At 67.6% G+C, this 21,569-nt stretch carries 15 protein-coding genes; 13 read left to right on the forward strand and 2 right to left on the reverse strand.

Annotated elements, in window-relative coordinates:
- Positions 1 to 11: 11 nt before the first annotated feature.
- The 5 genes from JOY88_RS08805 to JOY88_RS08825 all read left to right on the forward strand — a co-directional run bounded on the left by JOY88_RS08805 (position 12) and on the right by JOY88_RS08825 (position 9,540).
- Positions 12 to 953, forward strand: a complete 942-nt coding sequence (locus tag JOY88_RS08805) for an ROK family protein (RefSeq protein WP_293501888.1) — start codon at positions 12 to 14, stop codon at positions 951 to 953.
- A complete protein-coding gene (locus tag JOY88_RS08810; RefSeq protein ID WP_293501889.1) occupies positions 947 to 2,110 on the forward strand; it encodes an N-acetylglucosamine-6-phosphate deacetylase in 1,164 nt (387 codons plus the stop codon). The genes JOY88_RS08805 and JOY88_RS08810 overlap by 7 nt, the downstream gene beginning before the upstream one ends.
- Entirely contained in the window at positions 2,107 to 4,569 is a 2,463-nt protein-coding gene (locus tag JOY88_RS08815) for a polysaccharide lyase 8 family protein (protein ID WP_293501890.1), read from the forward strand. Before JOY88_RS08810 ends, JOY88_RS08815 begins: the two co-directional genes overlap by 4 nt.
- A gap of 67 nt (positions 4,570 to 4,636) precedes the next feature.
- On the forward strand, positions 4,637 to 6,166 hold the full coding sequence (locus JOY88_RS08820; protein WP_293501891.1) for a sulfatase-like hydrolase/transferase: 1,530 nt from the start codon (positions 4,637 to 4,639) through the stop codon (positions 6,164 to 6,166).
- A gap of 269 nt (positions 6,167 to 6,435) precedes the next feature.
- Positions 6,436 to 9,540 carry a chondroitinase family polysaccharide lyase gene (locus JOY88_RS08825; RefSeq protein WP_293501892.1) on the forward strand — a complete coding sequence of 1,035 codons (3,105 nt, stop codon included), beginning with the start codon at positions 6,436 to 6,438 and terminating at the stop codon, positions 9,538 to 9,540.
- A 356-nt stretch (positions 9,541 to 9,896) separates the two neighbouring features.
- Here the strand turns inward: JOY88_RS08825 and JOY88_RS08835 are convergent, their stop codons facing one another.
- Together JOY88_RS08835 and acnA are read right to left on the reverse strand one after the other, a co-directional pair.
- A complete protein-coding gene (locus JOY88_RS08835) occupies positions 9,897 to 10,559 on the reverse strand; it encodes a DNA-binding protein (protein WP_293501893.1) in 663 nt (220 codons plus the stop codon).
- 173 nt (positions 10,560 to 10,732) lie between these two features.
- On the reverse strand, positions 10,733 to 13,453 hold the full coding sequence (acnA, locus tag JOY88_RS08840) for an aconitate hydratase AcnA (RefSeq protein WP_293501894.1): 2,721 nt from the start codon (positions 13,451 to 13,453) through the stop codon (positions 10,733 to 10,735).
- Positions 13,454 to 13,530: 77 nt separating this feature from the next.
- On the opposite strand from acnA, the gene JOY88_RS08845 reads away from it, so the two are divergent.
- The 8 genes from JOY88_RS08845 (at position 13,531) to deoC (ending at position 21,567) form a co-directional block, all read left to right on the forward strand.
- Positions 13,531 to 14,880 carry an MATE family efflux transporter gene (locus JOY88_RS08845; RefSeq protein WP_293501895.1) on the forward strand — a complete coding sequence of 450 codons (1,350 nt, stop codon included), beginning with the start codon at positions 13,531 to 13,533 and terminating at the stop codon, positions 14,878 to 14,880.
- Positions 14,881 to 14,958: 78 nt separating this feature from the next.
- A complete protein-coding gene (locus JOY88_RS08850) occupies positions 14,959 to 15,936 on the forward strand; it encodes a BMP family lipoprotein (RefSeq protein ID WP_293501896.1) in 978 nt (325 codons plus the stop codon).
- Positions 15,937 to 15,944: 8 nt separating this feature from the next.
- The gene (locus tag JOY88_RS08855; protein ID WP_293501897.1) at positions 15,945 to 17,480 is read left to right on the forward strand and encodes an ABC transporter ATP-binding protein; all 1,536 of its coding nucleotides are present in this window, start codon (positions 15,945 to 15,947) and stop codon (positions 17,478 to 17,480) included.
- Positions 17,481 to 17,488: 8 nt separating this feature from the next.
- Positions 17,489 to 18,580 (forward strand): ABC transporter permease, encoded by a 1,092-nt coding sequence (locus JOY88_RS08860; protein WP_293501898.1) that lies wholly within the window; start codon positions 17,489 to 17,491, stop codon positions 18,578 to 18,580.
- Positions 18,580 to 19,545 carry an ABC transporter permease gene (locus JOY88_RS08865; RefSeq protein ID WP_293501899.1) on the forward strand — a complete coding sequence of 322 codons (966 nt, stop codon included), beginning with the start codon at positions 18,580 to 18,582 and terminating at the stop codon, positions 19,543 to 19,545. Before JOY88_RS08860 ends, JOY88_RS08865 begins: the two co-directional genes overlap by 1 nt.
- Positions 19,545 to 19,961: a cytidine deaminase gene (gene cdd / locus JOY88_RS08870; RefSeq protein ID WP_293501900.1), complete on the forward strand. Its 417-nt coding sequence runs from the start codon at positions 19,545 to 19,547 to the stop codon at positions 19,959 to 19,961. Before JOY88_RS08865 ends, cdd begins: the two co-directional genes overlap by 1 nt.
- 8 nt (positions 19,962 to 19,969) lie before the next feature.
- Positions 19,970 to 20,806 (forward strand): purine-nucleoside phosphorylase, encoded by an 837-nt coding sequence (locus tag JOY88_RS08875; protein ID WP_293501901.1) that lies wholly within the window; start codon positions 19,970 to 19,972, stop codon positions 20,804 to 20,806.
- Positions 20,803 to 21,567, forward strand: coding sequence for a deoxyribose-phosphate aldolase (deoC, locus tag JOY88_RS08880; RefSeq protein WP_293501902.1), 765 nt, complete (start codon positions 20,803 to 20,805; stop codon positions 21,565 to 21,567). Before JOY88_RS08875 ends, deoC begins: the two co-directional genes overlap by 4 nt.
- Positions 21,568 to 21,569: the final 2 nt, after the last annotated feature.

Consider the following 21,569-nt stretch of genomic DNA (forward strand, 5'->3'; position numbering starts at 1 on the left):
GGCTACCGAGCATGACCCGGATCATTCACGGCATCGACGTTGGCGGCACGAAGATCGAGCTTGTCAGCTATGACGAGGCTCTGCAGCCACTGCATCGGCGCCGCATCGACACGCCGACCCAAGGCATCCTGGCGTTCATCGAGGCCGTTGCCGGCCTGGTCGAGGAGGCAGATGATCGGCTGGGGGCAGCAATGGCGGTCGGGGTCGGCATTCCGGGCTTCGTCGATCCGAAGACCGGCTGCCATGTCAGCGCCAACATCCCGGCGCTCCGCGGGCAACGGGTTCCCAGCATGCTTGAGGCGAGCCTGAAGCGGCCCGTCAACGTTGCGAACGACTGCCACTGCTTCGCGCTGTCCGAGGCGCATGGCGGCGCGGCGGCGCGTTTCGACTCCATGTTCGGGTTGGTCATCGGCACGGGTGCCGCGGGCGGCTACTGCGTGAACGGCCGGCTGCTGAAGGGCCGCAATGGCGCGCTGGGCGAAACCGGGCACACGCCCATCTCCGCCGCCGTCCTGGAGCGGCATCGCCTGCCCATCTTCGACTGTGCTTGCGGGCTGCGTGGCTGCCTGGAACGCTATGTGTCGGGCTCAGGGCTGCAAGCGATCCACACGCATCTGAGCGGCGAGCAGTTGGACGGGCGGGGCATCATGGCTCGAGCCTCTGCCGGCGATGCGACGGCGCGGCAGGCGCTGGTGGTGCATCTGGACGTCCTGGCGAGCAGCCTGGCCAGCCTGGTGCTGCACCTGGATCCCGACGCTATCGTGCTCGGCGGGGGGCTGTCGAAGTTGAGCCATCTGTATGAGGAATTGCCAGGCCAGGTGACGCGCCACCTGGTGCGCGGCATGGATTCGCCGCCCATTCTGCCGCCGGTCTTCGGCGACGCCGGCGGCACCCGCGGCGCGGCCGTGCTGGCCCTGAGCCTGCTTCAGTCAGAGGACACCCGCGCATGTTGAACAGGGTGCGAGGACGCGTGCTGACGGCTGAGGGCTGGCGGCTTGCCGAGGTGAGCATGGCGCAGCGCATCGAGTCGATCCGCGAGCTGTCGGATTCCGAGCTGGCGGGCTTCGATCCGGCCGAACTGCCCCTCGTGCTGCCAGGCTTCATCGACCTGCACGTGCATGGCGCCGTGGGGCGGGATGTGATGCAGGGCGGCGATGCGGCGCTCGAGGTTGCCCGCTTCCATGCCCGGCACGGCACCACCACCATGCTCGCCACCACCATGACGGCCTGCGAGGCCGACATCGAGCGCGCACTGCGCGGCGTGCGTCGCGGCATGGACGCCCTTGCGCCGGATGGCGCCCGGATCCTGGGCGTGCACCTGGAAGGCCCGTTCATCAGCGAGCAACGCCTGGGTGCCCAGCCGCCGCAGGTCATGCGCGGCGATATGGAGCGCATCCGGCGGTGGCAAGCGATAGCGCCAATCCTCGCGCTGACGCTTGCGCCCGAGATTGAAGGCCACCTGGCGCTCATCCCGGAGCTGGTCGCCCTGGGAATGCGCGTGCAGCTCGGTCACACGGCCGGCAGCTACGATGACGGCGTGAAGGCCTTGCAGGCAGGTGCGACGAGCTTCACCCACTTGTTCAACGGCATGACCGAGATGTCGCATCGTCAGCCCGGCATTGCCTGTGCCGCACTGGCTCATGCCGAGTTCGCTGAAATCATCCCGGATCTGCAGCACGTGCAGCCGGGCGCCATCCTGGCTGCTCTGCGTGCCATCCCCAAGGCTTACGGCATCACCGACGCCACGCCAGCCACGGGCATGCCCGATGGCGAATACACGCTGGGCACCCAGCGCGTGTTCAAGTGCATGGGTTGCGTTCGCCTCGTACTCGGCGACTCGTTGGCGGGAAGTGCGCTGACCATGGACCAGGCGCTGAGGAACTTCGTCTCCCTGGGGTTGGACCTGGCCGACGCGTCCAACCGCTTGTCACGGTTTCCCGCTGAATACCTTGGCCTCGCGGATCGAGGCCGCATAGAGGTTGGCGCCTGGTCCGACGTGGTCTCGCTCGATGCTGAGCTCAACGTTCAGAGCGTGTGGGTGGAGGGGCGGAAGATCCTGCAGATGTCGTGTCCGACCCAACCTGAGATCACCGCGAGGGCGCCTGCATGAAAGCCATCTCATCCCTCGCGGCGAGCCGTGCTTTGCTGGCATTGCTCGCCGCGCTGACCGCGGCATGTCCGGCCGCGCAACTGACGACGGCCGAGGCTTCGACGACGCAGGTGGCCGCCAGGGCAGCAACCGCCGAGGCATTCAATGCGCTGCGCCAGCGCTGGCTGCAGAAGCTGGTTGGCCCGGCATCGCTGGACCGCCGGGAGCCTCAGGTGGCGAGCCGACTGCGCAGCCAGTCCGACGCGGCGCTGCGAGCATTGCAGCAGATGCACCGTGAGCCCGGCGCCAAGGCGCTGTGGGACGACATCGGCGACTTCAAGAACCCCGACACGCTGGCAGCGTCGGCATTGGTGACCAGCAATGCCGTGCGCCTGCTGGCGATGGCGCAGGCCTATGGCACGCCCGGATCGCCGACCTATCGAGACGTCCGCCTGGCCGCGGGCATCTCTGCCGGCCTGGACTGGCTGGTACGTGAGCAATACACCGCCGGCCGTCGCGAGTGGGGCAACTGGTGGCACTGGCAGATCGGCACGCCCTTGCACCTGCTCGATCTCCTGACACTGGCGGGAGACGCCGTGCCTGCGGATCTGCGCCAACGCTGCCTGGACGCCATCAACTGGTATGTCCCGGATCCTCGGACAAAGACTCGTGCAGACGGGACGCTTGTCCATGAGACCGGTGCCAACTTGCTCGACAAGTCGCTGGTGGCCATCCTCAGCGGCATGCTGGGCCAGGACGGCGCTCGTATCGCGTCCGGCCGCGACGCCATCAGTGGTTCGCTGGACTACGTGACCACGGACGACGGCTTCTACCGCGACGGCTCGTTCATCCAGCACCACTATTTCGCCTATGCCGGCAGTTACGGTGTGGTGGCCCTTGAGGACTATGCGCGGCTGCTGTACCTGTTGCACGGCTCCTTCTGGCCCGTCACCGATCCGCGCGTTGCCAATGTCTACGCGTTTGCGCGGGAGAGCTTCGCGCCGCTGCTGATCGATGCCGCCATGCCTGACGCATTTCGCGGCCGCAAGCTCAGCCAGCCGAGCCATACCGACCGCAGCGCTGGTCGCGCCGTCATCGGCGCGTTGGCTTCGCTGGCCGAGCAGGCGCCGCCTGCAGACGCAGCCGCGCTGCGCAGCGCCATCAAGGGATGGATGGCGCAGGATCGCAACCTTGTGGCCTCACTGTCAGGTGAGGGCGGTGGCGCCAACGTGCCTTTGCATGAGCTGAGCCTGCTCAAGGCCATTGCCGCCGACTCGAGCGTCCAGCCCGTCATGGAAGCTCCGGGTGCACGGATCTACCCCGCCATGGACCGCGCCGTGCTGCGAGGGAGCGGCTTTGCCGCCGTGCTCAGCCTGACGTCGCCGCGCACGGGTGCCTTTGAAATGGGCAACGGCGAGAACCTCAAAGGCTGGTGGACCGGCATGGGCAGGCTGGCGCTTTACGACGCCGACGTGGCGCAGTTCGCTGACAGCTACTGGCCCACAGTGGACATCCTGCGCCTGCCCGGCACCACCACTGACCGGTCGGGTGCAGGTCGGCCCGAAGCCTGGAGGCAATATGCCAATCCCGAAGCCTGGGTTGGCGGTGTCGCGCTGGGGAGGTGGGCGGCTCTGGGAATGGCCTTCTCGATGCGCGAGGTGACCGGCTCGCCCCTGAGGGGGCGCAAGGCCTGGTTCCTGCTCGGTGACCGCATCCTCGCGCTGGGCTCAGGCATCGCGCCGGGGGCGGTTGCGGCCGAGACTATCGTCGAGAACCGCCGGCTGTCCGATGCGTCCGGCGCCCGATTGCTGGTCGACGGCCAGGATCTGCCCAACGGCAGGCGCAGCGATGTGCACTGGGCCCATCTGCAGGACGACAAGGCTGGCAGCAGCATCGGCTATGTCTTCCCGCTGGGCACCGACCTCGTGACCGAGCGGAGCGAACGCCACGGCACTTGGCACGATCTGCATGCCTACGCCAGCAAGCAAGACCTGAAAGGCAGCTACCAAGTGCTGGCCATCCCGCATGGCAGCCCGGCGTACGCCTACCTGCTGCTGCCCAGGGCCGGTGAGGCCGAAACGCGAGCTGCAGCCGCCGAGCCCGGGCTGCGCATCGAAGCCAATGATGAACAGGCTGCGGTGGTTCAGGTGCCGAGCGCGGGTGTCTATGCGGCCAATCTTTGGACGGCGGGCAGTGCGGCCAAGGATGGCAAGCCCTATGTGTCGAGTTCGAAGCCGGTGGCGCTGCTTATCCAGCGCAGCGGTGATCGGATGAAAGTGGTCGTGGCCGAGCCGACGCAAAGAGAGGCTGCCCTGGAGTTGACGCTCGAGCAGCCGGTGATATCGGTCGGGCAGATGGACGCCGGAGTGACGGTCCTGGCAACCGCGCCGAAGCTGCGTCTGCGCGTGAATACCGCCGGAGCGGCCGGTGCGAGCTTCGCGGCCGAGTTCATCCTTCCCGCGGCAATGTCCAAGCCCTGAGCGCTGCGCTTGCGCCCTATTCTTCGGAGAATCCATGTCCAGTTCTCGTCGCAACTTCGTCAAGCAGGTGGCTACCGGCGGCGGCCTGCTGTTGTCCGGCAAGGCGTCCCAGGCCGCGGCCGCGGCGTCCTGCTCGACAGCAGGGCCTGCCGCCAAGCCGCTGAATCTGCTGCTGGTGTTCCCGGACGAGATGCGTGCCCAGGCCCAGGGTTTCATGCGCGCGGATCCGGTGCTGACGCCCCGTGTCGACCTGTTCGCCCGGGAGTCGCGCGTGATGACGCAGGCCGTCTCCAACTACCCGCTCTGCACGCCGGCACGCGGCATGATCATGACTGGCCAGTACCCGATACGGAACGGGATGACCGGCAACTGCCATGACTACGGGGCACTGGTCGGCATTGACCTTTCCCGGCATGCGATCTGCTGGTCGGATGTGCTGAAGGCCCAGGGCTATGCCCTCGGCTACGTCGGCAAGTGGCATCTGGACGCGCCGCACGAGCCCTACGTTCCCAGCTACAACAACCCCGTCAACGGTACGAAGTGGAACGAATGGACGCCGCCGGAGCGCCGGCATGGCTTCGATTTCTGGCATGCCTACGGAACCTACGACCTGCACCTGACGCCCATGTACTGGACGAACAGCGGTGACCGCGACCATCCCATCCATGTCAGGCAATGGGGGCCTGAGCACGAGGCCGACGTCGCCATCCAGTACCTGCGCAACGAGGGCGGCAAGCTGCGCGACCCCGCCAAGCCCTTTGCGCTGGTGGTGTCGATGAACCCGCCCCACTCGCCCTACGACCAGGTGCCGAAGAAGTACCTGGCCCGGTACGAGGGCATGAGCAGCCGCGACCTCAATCGGCGCGAGACCGTCGACTGGGCCAAGAAGTACGAGGAGGGCTACGGCCCGGAGCACGCCAAGTCCTACTTCGCCATGGTCAGCGGTGTAGACGAGCAGTTCGGGCGCATCCTCGATGCCCTCGACGAATGTGGCCTGCGCGACGACACCTTGGTGGTGTTCTTCTCCGATCACGGTTGCTGCCTGGGCGCCCACGGCGAGCCCACCAAGAACAATCCCTTCGAAGAATCCATGCGGATTCCGATGATGTTCCGCCTCCCCGGCCGGATCGTTGCCGGCACGGATGCGTCGCTGATGTCGCTGCCCGACCTGTATCCCACCGTGCTGGGGCTGCTCGGCCTGGCCGACAAGATTCCGGCAACGGTGGAAGGTTCCGACTGGTCAGCCAGGGTGCAGACGGGGAATGGCGCTGCCGCCAGCTCGCAGCTCTATCTCTCCGTCCCCTACGGCGCCCAGTCGTTCGGCAAGCGAGGGGTCAGAACGGAAAGCCACACGCTTGTGATCCAGCGAGCCGACAGGCAGGCCCTGCGCTACACACTCTTCGACAACGTCGCTGATCCGCTGCAGAAGCGCGACGTTGCGGCACAGCATCCGGCCCTCGTGAAGGAACTGATCGAGCGGGAACTGCTGCCCTGGCTGGAAAAGACCGGCGATCCCTGGCGGCCGGCCGAGTTCGATACGACTTCGCGGTCGGTCAGAGCGTTCCGGATGAACGCCGCGCAGGGCCCGGAGCGCTGATTCGGCGCCCAGCCAATCGCAGTCGGTAAATAGTCTCCTGGTCCGGCCCTGGTCAGTGCACCTTGAAGGCACGATTGGGCAGACCTTGCGGCCCCTGATTTTCCAACAGGGGCCCTTTTTGTACCGACCGCCGGCCGAGGGGTTGCGTCCGGCCCGTTCCAGGCACCGACTTGTGCCAAGGCCCGCGCCTTGCGGCATTCGTCACCGATGCAGACCCAGGGGTCTCCCGGACGGTCGCCACTCCCACCCAAGGCTCTCCCAGACACACGATGACAAATACCACCGGTGATTTCGTGTCAAGAATTTCGTTGCTGCTGGCAGCAATGCTGCTGAGCGAACCTCTGCTGGCGGCCAATCCGACGGCCCACGCCGACGACCGCACTCCAGCACGGCTGGAGCGTTTCGAAGACGGCGTTCCGGCAGGGTTCTCGACGCTGAAAGGGCAGCTCAGCGTGTCCGGCGAGCACGTCAAGGACGGCAGCCACTCGCTGAAGTGGGACTGGCGTGAGGGCGACAGCCTCGTCATCCGGCACCCGTTCGCATTTCGTCCCTTCGTTGCCAACGGCGCCGATCAGCGGCGTGATGGCATCACGGTGTGGATCTACAGCTCGAGGCCTTTCGAAGGGCAATATCGCTTCCAGTTCCACAAGGGTGAGCAGGCGGCTTCGTCGTTCGTGATGAACGCGAACTTCACGGGCTGGCGCGCTGCGGTCGTTTCGTTCGAGATGGACATGGAAGGCCAGCCGCTGGTGGGCATGGACCGCTTGACGATCACGCCCCCGGTCGGCGCGGCAAGCGGCACCGCCTGGATTGACCAGCTCGGGCTGGACATGCGGATCGACATGCGTCATCCGGCCGCCGACTATCAGCTTCCGTACCTGAACAAGACCGCGCTCAGCTCAGCCAACCGGCACTGGACTGCGTTGATCCACTTCGATCGTTGGCTGCAGGAGGCGCAGGCTCGCCGCGTAGCGGTTGCAGCACCGGAGCCTGTGGCGACTGAACCCATCAGCGCGCTGATCGACGGCGAGCTGCTTGAAGGCAAGCTCGGTTCGGGTGATGCGCTGGAGATCGCCAGGCGTCAGGTGCTGATGCCGAACGGGGCGATCAAGGCGCTGGCAGAAACCGCCCATCAGTGGGAGATGTACACCACCAGCGGCGTCGACAAGAACTCGATGGCTGCATTGCGCGCCAGCACTGCCACCTGGAAGGAATTCGGCGCCGCGATGCGGGTGCTTGCCGTGGCCTACCGCCGTGGCAAGGACGGCGCCACGCGCGACAAGCTGCGTGACCTGTTCCTGCAGCTGAACTCGAACCTGGCCGACCAGGGCCTCGTGCGCGGCAGCGGCCAGGGGCTGATGCATCACCAGGGCTACATCTTGCGCGACTGGGCAGATGCGGTGTTCCTGATGCGTGACGAACTGGGCGAGCAGCGTGCCCAGACCATGCAGGCGCTGGCCTACTACGCGGGCCTGGGCCGCGTCTATGAGCCGACTTCCGAGATCGTCGAGTTCAACGTCGATGTGATGAACACGATGATCCAGCCTGCGCTGTACGCGATCCTGATGGATACCGATGCTGCGCGACGCGACGCCTTGCTGGGCGACCTCTCGGCATGGATGTCGGCCTCGACGTTGAAGTCGCAGGGGCTGGCCGGCGGGATCAAGCCTGACGGAAGCGTCTTCCATCACGGCCAGCACTACGTGGCCTACGGCAACGGCGGGTTGACGGGCGTGACAGCGGTCGTTCGCTACCTGGAGGCGAGCCGATTCCCCATCACCGAGCAGGCCTATGCGCGCATTCGTGACGCGGTGTTGCGCACCCGCGTTTACTCCAGCGACGGGTTGATTCCAATGAGCCTGACCGGCCGACACCCGGACGGCTTCCAGTCGATCGCGATCGCGCCGTTTCGCTCATTGGCGCAGGCAAGGGGGGCCGCAGACCCGGAACTTGCTTCGGCCTATCTGCGGCTGGTGCGTGATGATTGGGCGGGAAAGAAGGCTTCGGGCCCGACCGAAGTCGACCAAAAGTTGGCGCGCGAACTGGCTGCCAAGGGTGTCAAGCCCGAGGCCGACCCGCAGGGCAGCTGGACGATGAACTACTCGTCGATGGCGCTGCACCGGCGCGATGGCTGGCTGGCGGCCGCGCGCGGCTACAGCCGCTACCTGGCGGGCAACGAGTCGTACTACAAGAAGAACCTTTACGGGCGCACCATCAACTATGGTGCTCTTGAAATCATGCCCGCCGATGGGGCCAAGCGCGGATTTGCTGCGGACGGTTGGAACTGGAATCGGTGGCCTGGCACCACCGCGATCCAGCAGCCGCTGGCCCGTCTCGAAGCCAAGGTGCTGAACGTTGAGCCGTCGGCCGGCGTCGAGGAGATGCTCCTGTCGGAAGAAAGCTATTCCGGCGGGCTCGATTTCCGCGGCTGGCAAGGAATGTTTGCGATGAAGCTGCAAGGTCACCCGAAATACGGTGACGACCTGGTTGCGCGCAAGTCGGTCTTCATGTTCGACGGGCGCATCGTCGCCCTGGGTTCAGGCATCAGCGCCAGCGATCGGCAGTCTCCGGTGCAGACAACTCTGTTCCAGGACCGGCTGCTGCCGGGCGAAGAAAGCGCAGGCATGGACGGCGTTGGCGCGCCTTGGAGCGCCAACGAGACGCGTTTGCGCCTGGATGGCTCGCGCTTTGCTCGCGACGAGCGTGGCAACGGCTGGTGCCTGGCGCCGGGCCAGACGGTGGCATTCAAGCGCGGCACACAGGCATCGGTGGACGAGACGGGCAGCACTGCCACGCGCGGAGATTTCGCCAGCCTGGTGATCGACCACGGCGTTGCACCTGCCAACGCCGGCTACGAGTACGCAACATTCGTCGGCATGCCCGGCGACACCGGCCGCAAGATGTGCAGCGAGTTGGGCACGGCCAAGGCTGCGTATGCCGTCATTGCCCGCTCGCGTCGCGCGCACATCGTTCATGACCGCGCCACGGGGCTCATCGCCTATGCCTTGTTCGAGCCGGGGGCCGTGGAGAGCGGGGGGCTGTTGCAGGCGGTGTCCAGCCCCGCGATGCTGATGCTGCGCGGGGAAAAGGACAAGCTGTCGGGATCGTTCGTGAACCCCGACCTGAACCTCTATCAGGGCAGGGATCCGGAGCAGTACGACGCCTCGGGCGCGCGCCGCGAACGAATCGTCTACGGCCTGTCCTGGATGGAACAGCCGTCTCGGCCGATAGACACGGTGGTGACATTGCGAGGGCGCTGGAAACTCGCCAGCCCGGTTGATGGCCTGGCGATCCGTGTCAACGGACGGACCAGCGAACTGATGTTCCGGACCAGGCACGCGACACCAGTGCAGTTCGACCTGGTCAGGGACTGAGCAATGCTCGAGAAGCGCCGGTAGTGGTTGCCCCGATCATTGACCGGCATTGCAAGCGCCCTGCCCAGACCCCAGGCGCAGCCCAGCGGGTAAAGCGCTTGTGCGCGACCTTGTACTTGCCGAAGCGCTCAGGCAGGCCGCTGCGGCGCACCCGAGCGCAACACCCCTGGCACTGGGCTGACGAAGCTGCGACCGTCACTGCCGCCACGCCCCGGGATCGCCCGCCTCCTTGCCGGGCAGCGAGCCCTCCAGGCTTGCCATTGGGCGTCAGTCAGCTCGTCACGGCTTGGACATGACATGCGGGCTGACTTGCACCGCCTCATCCCTTCCTGGTCGCCCTGGAATGTCGATTCAGCCTAGGCCGTCCGGCGGGCGTCGAGCTGGGCGCGCAGTTCCGCCACTTCTGCGGCCAGGTTGTCGCGGGCCGTGGTGGCGCCCACCAACTCCATCTCGGCGGCCAGACGCGCGTCGGACTCGGCCGCCGACGTCGCGACATGTCGCTCCAGCTGCTGGCGCAGCTCGGCCAGCTGGGCGTCCTTGCCCTCGATGGCCAGGTGGTCCTTGGCCTTGCCGACCAGCGCGTTGGACGCGATGTCGCGTGCGTGGCGCAGCTCCACCGTCAGCCGCGCCAGCGCCTGCTCGTGCTCGGCGGTGAGCCGGGCCAGCCGGGCATCGAGCTCGTCGCGCTGGGCCTCGGCCTGCCCGTTGGCCTGCAGCAGCGCCGCCAGGTCGGTCTCCGTCTGTGCCAGGCGCTGCTGCACGCGGCCGGCCGCTTCCTCGGCCAGCTGCCGCGCCCAGCTGCCCAGCGCTGCCGTGACGGCCGCCGGCGGCGTCGTGTCCAGCGCCGGGTCCGGCTGGGCCTGGGCGTCGCGCCAGGCCGCCAGATGCTGGTGGAGAGCCTGCGCGGGGGCCGCGCCCAGCGCGCCGCGCAGGCCGTCCATCGTCACCGGCTTGCCCTCGTTCGCCAGGCCCTGGGCCGCGGCGGCTACTTCGTCGAAAGTGATGTCTTGACCTGCCATGTTGTTTTCCAATTCGGGCGTGGGCGGCCTGTGCCGCGAACCTCCCGAGGGGAGGGCGACCGCCCCGGGAAGTTCCTTAAATGCCGCCTGCGGGTCAGGTCGCCCGCAGCCGGAGCAGCTCCTCGACGTGCGGTCGCGCGGCAATCAACATGGCAGCAGGCTTGCCTGCGTGCTCAGGCAGCGAGAAGCTGCCTGAGTACAAAAGGCAGGATGCCGCCGTGGTGGTAGTAGTCCACCTCGATGGCGGTGTCTATGCGCAGTGTGAGCGCCACCTGCTGCGTCGAGCCATCGGGGCGCGTGATCGTCATCGTGGCGTCGCCCTGGGGCTTGATGTCGCCGGCAAGCGCGATGTCGATGAGCTCGGTGCCGGTCAGGCCCAGGCTCTCCCAGGAATCGCCGGCCTTGAACTGCAGCGGCAGCACGCCCATGCCGATCAGGTTGCTGCGGTGGATGCGTTCGAAGCTCTTGGCGACGACGGCCTTGATGCCCAGCAGCTGCGTGCCCTTGGCGGCCCAGTCGCGGCTGGAGCCGGTGCCGTACTCCTCGCCAGCGAAGACGACGGTGGGCCGGCCCTCGGCGATGTAAGCCATGGCGGCGTCGTAGATGGTGGTCTTGACGCCGTCCTTCAGCGTGTATCCGCCTTCCTCGCGCGAGCCGTCGGGCCGGGCGGGCAGCATCAGGTTCTTCACGCGCACGTTGGCGAAGGTGCCGCGCACCATGACGTCGTGGTTGCCGCGCCGCGCGCCATAGGAGTTGAAGTCGGCCTTCAGCACGCCGTGCTCGGTGAGGTACTGGCCCGCGGGCGTGGTCTCCTTGAAGGAGCCGGCCGGGCTGATGTGGTCGGTCGTGATGGAGTCGCCGAACAGCGCCATGATGCGCGCGCCCTTCACGCCGGGCTCCAGCGCCGGCGGCGTCATCGCGAAGCCCTCGAAGAAGGGCGGTTGGGCGATGTAGGTGCTCTTGGGCCAGTCGTAGACCTGGCCCTTCACGCCCTTGATGGCGTCCCACAACTTGCCGGGCTTGCGGCCAACCTGGTCGTAGTTGTCCTTGAAGGCCTTGGGAGCCATCGCGAACTTCATCAGCCGGTGGATCTCGTCGCTGCTGGGCCAGATGTCACCGAGGTAGACCGGCTTGCCCTTGCTGCCGACCCCGACGGGCTGGGTCATCAAGTCCCTGGTCACGTTGCCGGCGATGGCGTAAGCCACCACCAGCGGCGGGCTGGCGAGGAAGTTTGCCTTCAGGTTGGGATGGATGCGGGCCTCGAAATTGCGGTTGCCCGACAGCACTGCCGCGCAGACCAGGTCGTTGTCCTGTATGAGCTTGTTCAGCTCGGGCGTCAGGTCGCCGGCGTTGCCAATGCAGGTGGTGCAGCCGTAGGCGGCCAGGTTGAAGCCCAGCTTTTCCAGATAGGGCAGCAGGCCGGCCTTCTCCAGGTATTCGGTGACGATGCGCGAACCCGGGGCCAGCGAGGTCTTGATGTGCGGCTGCACGCGCAGGCCCGCCTCGACGGCCTTCTTCGCCAACAGGCCGGCGGCCAGCAGCACGCCGGGGTTGCTGGTGTTGGTGCAGGAGGTGATCGCGGCGATCAGCACGTCGCCGTTGCGGATCTCCAGGCCGGACTCGGTCTTGTAGGTCTGCGCCAGCTTGGTCGAGGGCTGGTTGAAGCCGTTCTCGGCCACCGGCTTGCTGAACAGCTCCGCGAACTGGCTGGAGAGGTGGGTGATCTCGATGCGGTCCTGCGGGCGCTTCGGGCCGGCGAGGCTGGGCGCCACGGTGCCGAGGTCCAGCGTGACGACGGACGTGTAGTCGATGTCGCCGGCCTTGGGCACGCCGAACATCTGCTGTGCCTTCCAATAGGCCTCGAAGGCCTCGATCTCGGACTTGCTGCGGCCTGTGCCCTTGAAGTAGTCGACCGTCTTGCCGTCCACCGGGAAGAAGCCCATCGTCGCGCCGTACTCGGGCGCCATGTTGGCGATGGTGGCGCGGTCCGGTACCGACAGGCTGGCCGTGCCTTCGCCGAAGAACTCGACGAACTTGCCCACCACCTTGTGCTTGCGCAGCATCTCGGTGACGGTCAGCACCAGGTCGGTGGCAGTGACGCCCTCGCGCAGCCGGCCGGTCAGCTCGAAGCCGACGACGTCGGGCGTCAGGAAGTAGACCGGCTGGCCCAGCATGCCGGCCTCGGCCTCGATGCCGCCCACGCCCCAGCCGACCACGCCGATGCCGTTGATCATGGTCGTGTGGCTGTCGGTGCCGACCAGGCTGTCGGGGTAGTAGGTCGCGAGCGCGCCGCCCTTGGTCTTGTGCACGCCGCGCGCCAGGTACTCCAGGTTCACCTGGTGCACGATGCCGAAGCCCGGCGGCACGACGCCGAAGGTGTCGAAGGCCTGCATGCCCCACTTCATGAACTCGTAGCGCTCGCGGTTGCGCTGGAACTCGAGTTTCATGTTCAGGTCCAGCGCCTTCTTCGTGCCGTAGTGGTCGATCATGATGCTGTGGTCCACGACCAGGTCCACCGGCACCAGCGGTTCGATGGCCTTGGGGTTGCGACCCATGCCGGCGGCCACGTTGCGCATCGCCGCCAGGTCGGCCAGCAGCGGCACGCCGGTGAAGTCCTGCAGCACGACGCGGGCCACGACGAAGGGAATCTCGTCGACGCGGGCGGCGTTGGGTTTCCAGTTGGCCAACTGCTCCACATGCTCGGTCGTCACCTTCTTGCCGTCGCAGTTGCGCAGCACGCTCTCCAGCACGACGCGCACGGACAGCGGCAGGCGCGCCACGTTGGGGAAGGCCTTGGCAAGCTTGGGCAGGGAGAACAGCTGGCCGGACTTGCCGGAGGCGGTCTTGAAGGTGGCCTGGGTGCTGGCGAACGCATGGGCGGCGGGTTTCGGCATGGTTACTCCTTTAGGATGCCCGCGCATTCTGGCGAGCTTGTCGTGACTTGTGTGAATCCCGGCCTCTGGACCCGGCCATGACGGCCCGGTTGGCTCGCCCGCGCCTCTTTCCGCTGACCTGGCCGCTGCTGCTCGAGCTGCTGCTGGGCATAGGCATAGGCGTCATCGGCACCGCCCTGGCAGCGCGGCTGTCGGACAACAGCGGCGCGGCCTTCGGCATCGCCAACCAGGTCTTCGCGGCCCTGTTCGTGCTGTTCCGTGTCATCGGCGCGGGCGTCAGCGTGGCCGTGACTCAGGCTCTCGGCGCAGGCCGGCGCGAACAGGCGGACGCGGTGGCCCGGGCCGTCGTCGGCGCCAGCACCTGGCTGGGGCTGGCCGGCGCCGGCGTGGCGCTGGCGGCGGCCGGGCCGCTGCTGAGCCTGGTCAACACGCCGGCCGAGGTGGCGCCGCTGGCCCGCACGCTGCTGCAGGCGCTGGCCCCGGCCCTGCTGCTGGATGCCTTGAATGCCAACATGTCCAGCGTCATGCGCGCCCATCTGCGCAGCCGTGAGGCGCTGCTCGTCGTCGTCGTCATCCAGGTGGTGACGCTGGCGCTGGCCTTGCTGGTCATGCCCCACCTGGGCCTGGTCGGTTATGCGCTGGCCTGCGTCGTCGGGCGCGGCATGGGCCTGGGTCTGCACATCACGCTGTGGCGCGCGCGGCTGGGCCTGCGCCTGCGCGCGCCGGACTGGTGGCGCCTGGTGCGCGCGCCCCTGGCCACGGTGTTGCACATCGGCATCCCCGGTGCGGCCGAGAACATCGCCTGGCGGGCCGCCTTCATGATGAGTCTGGCGGCCGTGGCCCAGCTGGGCGCCAACGCGCTGGCTACCCATGCCTACACGATGCAGCTGCTGCACGTGATCCTGATGTTCAGCCTGGCCACGGGTTTCGCCGTCGAGATCCTGGTGGGCCACATGATTGGCGCGGGGGAGTTGCACGCAGCCCACAGGCTGGTGCGCAAGTCGCTGGCCCTGGGCTTCGCCGTCGCCCTCGTCGTGGCCGGCGGCTTCGCGCTGGCCGGACCCTGGCTGCTGAGCCGCTTCACGTCCGACCCCGAAATCATCGCGCTGGGCTGCACGCTGCTGTGGTGGACGGTGTTGCTGGAGCCCGGCCGCACCTTCAACCTCGTCGTCATCAACGCGCTGCGCGCCGCCGGCGACGCGCGCTACCCCGTAGCGGCCGGCGCCGCCTCCATGGCCCTGGTGCTGGCGGGCGGCAGCTGGTTCCTGGGCCTGCACCTGGGCTGGGGGCTGGTGGGCGTCTGGATTGCCTACGCGGCGGATGAGTGGATTCGAGGCCTGCTGATGTGGCGGCGTTGGGCGACACTGGGGTGGTTGCCCCATGCCCGCGCCGCACACCGCAAGTTGCGCCAAGCCGGGGTCGGGTGAATCGGTATTTTCCTAGCCAGTAAAACTTGAGGGATGTTTTCTACAATGCGCCCCTTTCGCCTTGCCCAACGCCACTCCATGAAGTTTGCTCTGCACAGCCTCTCCCTGGCCCTGTTGCTCGCCTGCGGCGCCGCCCAGGCGGCCCAGCAGCCCGCGGTGATCTTCGACATGGGCGGCAAGTTCGACAAATCGTTCAACCAGGCCGGCTACCAGGGCGCCGAGCGCTGGAAGAAGGAGTCGGGCAAGGCCTATCTCGAGTTCGAGATCAGCAACGACACCCAGCGCGTGCAGGCCATCCGCCGCATGGCTGAGCGTGGCGCCAGCCCCATCATCAGCATCGGTTTTGCCCAGGCCTCTGCGCTGCAGCAGGTGGCCAAGGACTTTCCCAAGACCCAGTTCGCCATCATCGACGCCAAGGTCGACATGCCCAATGTGCAGTCGGTGCTGTTCAAGGAGCAGGAGGGCAGCTACCTCGTCGGCGCGATGGCGGCCCTGACCAGCAAGACCGGCAAGGTGGGCTTCGTGGGCGGCATGGACATCCCGCTGATCCGCAAGTTCCAGTGCGGCTACGAGCAGGGCGCCAAGGCGACCCTGCCCAAGATCGAGGTGTTCTCGAACATGACGGGCACCACGTCGTCCGCCTGGAACGACCCGACCCGCGGCGGTGAGCTGGCCAAGGCCCAGTTTGCCAAGGGCTCGGATGTGGTCTTCGCCGCCGCCGGCGGCACCGGCGTAGGCGTCTACCAGGCCGCCAAGGACGCCGGCAAGCTCGCCATCGGTGTGGACAGCAACCAGAACCACCTGCAGCCCGGCACCATGCTGACCTCCATGGTCAAGCGCGTGGACGTGGCCGTCTACAACGTGTTGAAGGAATGGAAGCCGGGCGTGCAGGTGCTGGGTCTGAAGGAGGCCGGCGTGGACTACGCGGCCGACGAGAACAACGCCAAGCTGCTGACCCCGGCGCTGAAGGCCAAGGTCGACGCCGTGAAGGCCGACATCATCGCCGGCAAGGTGAAGGTGTCGGACTACATGGCCGGCGACGCCTGCAAGTTCTGAGCGGCAGCGTGAGCACGCCCGCCGTCCGCCTGCAGGCGATTTCCAAGCGTTTCGGCGCCGTGCAAGCCAACCGCGAGGTGTCGTTCGACATCGCCGCGGGCAGCGTGCATGGCCTGGTCGGCGAGAACGGCGCCGGCAAGAGCACGCTGATGGCCATCCTGTATGGCTACTACCACGCCGACTCGGGCTCCATCGAGGTCAACGGCCAGCCCGTCCACATCGCCAACTCGCAGCAGGCCATACAGCTGGGCATAGGCATGGTCCACCAGCACTTCATGCTGGTCGACACGCTGAGCTGCCTGGAAAACATCATGCTTGGCGCCGAAGGCGGCTTCTTCCTGACGCCGTCCAAGGCCAAGGTGCGCGCCAAGCTGGAAGCGCTGATGGCCGAGACCGGCCTGCAGGTGCACCTGGACGCGCTGGTCAGCGACCTGCCGGTGGGCGAGCTGCAGCGGCTGGAGATCCTGAAGGCGCTGTACCGCGGCGCCAGGATCCTGATCCTGGACGAGCCCACCGCGGTGTTGACGCCGCAGGAAACCGACCAGCTCTTCGTCACGCTGCGCAAGCTGCAGCAACTGGGCACCACGCTCATCCTCATCACTCACAAGCTCAGGGAAGTCATGAGCCTGTGCGGTGCCGTCACGGTGATGCGCCAGGGGCAGGTCGTCGAGACGCGGCCCATTGCGCAATGGAGCGAGGAGGCGCTGGCCGAGTCCATGGTTGGCCGCAAGGTCACGCTGGGCCGGCCCGAGGGCATGGAGGTGCAAGCCGGCGAGGTCCGGCTGCAGGCCAACGGACTCAACCTCAAGCATGCCAACGGCGTGGCGGCCTTGAAGGATGTCAGCCTGACGCTGAAGGCCGGCGAGATCGTCGGCGTGGCCGGCGTGTCGGGCAACGGCCAGAGCGAGCTGCTGGAGGTGTTGTCGGGCCTGCGCGCGCCAGAGGGCGGGCAGATGTCGCTGGGCGGCAAGAGCTTCACGCCCGAGGCCTGGCTGGACACGGTCCAGGCCCGCCCGCTGCGCCTGGCCCATGTGCCCGAGGACCGGCATGCCGTCGGTCTGGTCATGAACTTCCCTGCCTGGGAGTCCGCCGTGCTGGGCTACCAGGGCCTGCCCAAGTACCGCAAGGGCGCATCCATGAACCACGCCGCAATGCGTGAGGCCACGCGGCAGATGCAGGAGCGTTTCGACGTGCGCCCGCGCGACGAGAATCTGGGCTCCAGCAAGTTCTCCGGCGGCAACCAGCAGAAGCTCATCCTGGCCCGCGAGATCGGCGAGCAGCCCACCGTGCTGCTGGTGGGCCAGCCCACGCGCGGCGTTGACATCGGCGCCATCGAATTCATCCACCACCAGTTGCGCGCGCTGCGCGACGCCGGCTGCGCGGTGCTGTTGGTCAGCAGCGAACTGGACGAGATCCTGGCGCTGGCGGACCGTGTCGTCGTCATGAACTGCGGCCGCATCACCGGTGAACTCGCCATTGAAGACTGCGACGAACGTCGCCTCGGCCTGCTGATGGCCGCGCAAGAAGAACGGGCCGCTGCATGAGCCAGCCTTTGCAACTCCCCCGCTGGATCGACATCGGCCTGCTGCCGCTGTGGAATCTCGCCATCGCGCTGGTCGTGGCCGGCCTCGTCGTCATGGTCATTGGCCACAGCCCCTGGCAGGCACTGACCGTGCTGCTGGATGGGGCGCTGGGCAGCGTGCGCGGCCTGGGCTACTCGCTGTACTACGCGACGACCTTCATCTTCACGGGCCTGGCCGTCGCCGTGGCCATCCACGCGGGCCTGTTCAACATCGGTGGCGAAGGCCAGGCGACGCTGGGCGGCGTGGGCGTGGCGCTGGTCGCGCTGTGGCTGGGTGCCAAGTTGCCGGCCATCATCATGCTGCCGCTGCTGGTCGTCGCGGCCGCCGGCTTCGGCATGCTGTGGGCGGCGCTGCCGGCCTACCTGCAGGCCTGGCGCGGCAGCCACGTCGTCATCACGACCATCATGTTCAACTTCCTCGCCGCCGGCCTGAACGGCTATCTGCTGGTGAACTGGCTGCGCCCGGCCGACAGCATGGCGGTGGAGTCGGCCGAGTTCGCCGACAGCGCCCGCATGCCGGCGCTGCACCAGATCGCCGCCGCATTCGGCGTCGAGCTGCCGTCCTCTCCGCTCAACCTCAGCCTCGTCATCGCGCTGGTGGCCTGCGTCCTGGTCGGCTGGTTCCTGTGGAAGAGCGCCGCCGGCTATGCGGTGCGCGCCGTCGGCAGTGCGCCGCGTGCTGCCCACTACGCCGGCATCCGGCCGCGTGCCCAGATCATGCTGGCCATGGCCATCTCAGGCGCGCTGGCCGGCATGGTGGGCATCAACGAGATCTCCGGCGTGCAGGGCAAGCTGACGCTCGACTTCGTCGCCGGTGCCGGCTTCACCGGCATCGCCGTGTCGCTGATGGGACGCAACCATCCCTTCGGCATCGTGCTGGCCTCACTGCTGTTCGGCGTGCTCTACCAGGGCGGCGTCGAGGTGTCGTTCGAGTTGCAGGGCTTCTCCCGCGAGATGGTCGTCACGGCGCAGGGCCTGATCGTGCTGTTTTCGGGCGCGATGGCCACCGTCAGCGCGCCGCTGTTTGCGCGCCTCTACGCTGCCGTGAAGGGAGGCCGCTGATGGATGAGGTACTGATTGCCTCGGTGCTGGCGTCCACGCTGCGCGTCAGTGCGCCGCTGCTGCTGTGCGCAATGGCGGGTGTGCTGTCCGAGCGCGCCGGCGTCATCGACCTGGGCCTGGAAGGCAAGATGCTGCTGGCCGCCTTCGCCGCGGCGGCGGTGGCCTCAGTCACGCATTCAGCGGCCTGGGGCCTGCTGGCTGCCGTGGTCGTGGCCAGTTTCGCGTCCATGGTGCATGGCTTTGCCTGCGTGACGAACCGCGGCGACCAGGTCGTTTCCGGCGTCGCGCTGAACATGATCGCCGCCGGACTGACGGTCGTACTGGGCATCGCCTGGTTCCAGCAGGGCGGCCAGACGCCGCCCATCGAGCCCGACGTGCGCCTGACGGCCCTCGCCCCGGGCTTCGCGGAGCCGCAGCCGGGCCATTGGTTCTCATCCGTCTTCGGCCATGGCCTGCTGAGTCACAACGCGCTGGTCTACACGGCCTTCCTGATGGTCGCGGCGGTGTGGTTCTTCCTGGAGCGCACGCGCCCTGGCCTGCGCCTGCGGGCAGTCGGCGAGAACCCTGCCATGGTGGAGGCGGCCGGCATGTCCGTGCAAGGCCTGCGCTACCAGGCGCTGCTGATGAACGGCGCGCTGTGCGGCCTGGCCGGCGCCTACCTGACGCTGGCGCAGAACGCCTCTTTCTCGCCCAATATGACGGCCGGCCGCGGCTACATCGCGCTGGCCGCGATGATCTTCGGCAAGTGGAAGCCGCTGCCCACGCTGGGCGCCTGCCTGCTGTTCGGTTTCCTGGACGCGATGGCCATCCGGCTGCAGGGCGTGCAACTGCCGGGCATCGGCGAGGTGCCGGTGCAGCTGATCCAGGCGCTGCCCTATATCTTGACTGTGGTCCTCTTGGCTGGCTTCATCGGTTCTGCCATCGCGCCCAAGGCGCTGGGCCGACCCTACGTGAAGGAACGCTGATGGACCTCTCCCAAGACCTGCTGGACCGCCTGCTGGCCGAGTCGCTGCGCGCCCGCGAGTTCTCGCATTCGCCGTACTCAAGGTACAAGGTTGGCGCAGCCATCCTCGACGAGCAGGGGCGCATCCACATCGGCGCCAACATGGAGAACGCCTCCTACCCTCAGGGGTGGTGCGCCGAACCGTCCGCGCTGACGGCCATGATCATGGCCGGAGGCAAACAGGCCAAGGCGGTGCTGGTCACGGGCCCGGGGCCGGACATCATCACCCCCTGCGGCGGTTGCCGCCAGAAGCTCCGCGAGTTCGCCGTGCCCGAGGAGCTCATCGTCATCGCCGGCGACCCGGGCGGCATCCGCCAACGCTGGACCCTGGCCGAACTGCTGCCCCACAGCTTTGGGCCCTCCCATCTGAATTTCTGAGGATTCCCATGATCGACAACAACAAGCTCGACGTCGCGATCACCGCGAGCGTCGACAAGCTGCAATCCCTGTTCGGCAACGCACCCGAAGTCGCCGTCGTGCTCGGCTCCGGCTGGGCCGGCGCCGTCAGCCATGTGCAGGACGCGAAGAACCTGCCCTACACCGAGCTGCCGGCCTTCCCGCAGCCCAAGGTCGAAGGCCATGTCAATGAGATCGTCGTCGGCCAGATCGGCGGCCAGCGCGTCATCTTCCTGCGCGGCCGCGCCCACACCTACGAGAGCGGCGACTGCACCGGCATGGCCGGCGCGCTGCGCACGCTCAAGCGCTGGGGTGTCAAGGTGGTGGTGCAGACGAATGCCTCGGGCTCCCTGCGCAGCCACATGCCGCCCGGCAGCCTGATGCTGATCGCCGACCACATCAACGCCCCGCAGCGCAGCCCGCTCGTCGGCGAGCAGGGCAGCCACCGCTTCGTCGACATGGTCAACGCCTATGACGCCGACCTGCGCAAGCACGCGCTGGCGCTGGCCAAGCGCGAGAACCTGATGCTGGGCGAGGGCACCTATTGCTGGGCGTTGGGCCCGCAGTTCGAGACGGCTGCCGAGATCCGCATGTTCGCGGCCTGGGGCGCCGACGCCGTCGGCATGAGCACAGTGCCCGAGACCATCCTGGCCCGCCACGCCGGCCTCAAGGTCATGGGCATCGCTTTGATGACCAACATGGCCGCCGGCCTGTCCGCCGAGGCGCTGACGCATGACCTGACGCTGAAGCAGGCACAGATGTCCGGCGAGCGCGCCGCGGCTTTCCTGTCCGCGCTGGTGGCCAGCTTCAAGGACGTGCCGCTGTGACCATCGACCTGCAGTCCGCGGCCCGCACGGCGCTGGCCTGCCTGGATCTGACCAGCCTGAACGACGCCGACACGCCGGCCGACATCGCCACGCTGTGCCAGCGCGCGCAGACGGCGTACGGCCCCGTGGCCGCCGTCTGCGTCTGGCCGCGCTTCGTCGCCCAGGCGCGCGCCGCGCTGCCGGCCGCCATCAAGGTCGCAGCCGTGGCCGACTTCCCCGACGGTGCGCTGGACCTGCCGCGCGCGCTGGCGGACGTCGCCGAGATCGCGCAGGCCGGCGGTGACGAAGTCGACGTGGTGCTGCCCTGGCGCGCGCTGCTGGCCGACAAGGTCACCGAGGTCTCCGAGTTCCTGGCCGAGGTGCGCCATGCGAGCCGGCCGCTGACGCTCAAAGTGATCATCGAGTCCGGCGAGCTCGGCACGGCCCAGCGTATTGCCCAGGCCACGCGCCTGGCGCTGGCGGCCGGCGCCGACTTCGTCAAGACCAGCACCGGCAAGACTCCCACCGGCGCCACGCCGGAAGCCGCCGCCGTGATGCTGAAGGAGATCGCGGCTAGCGGCCTGCCGGCCGCCGGCTTCAAGGCCTCGGGCGGTGTGCGCTCGGTGGCGGATGCCGCCGGCTATATCGCCCAGACCGAAGCGACCCTTGGTGCCGACGCCCTCAGCCCGCAACGCCTGCGCTTTGGCGCCAGCGGTTTGCTGACCGATATCGAATCCGTACTTTCCGGCGCTGAATCCGTCGCTTCGACGGCCGCCTACTGAAC

This window comes from Roseateles sp. (assembly GCF_019237615.1).
In the GTDB taxonomy this organism is placed as follows: domain Bacteria; phylum Pseudomonadota; class Gammaproteobacteria; order Burkholderiales; family Burkholderiaceae_C; genus Pelomonas.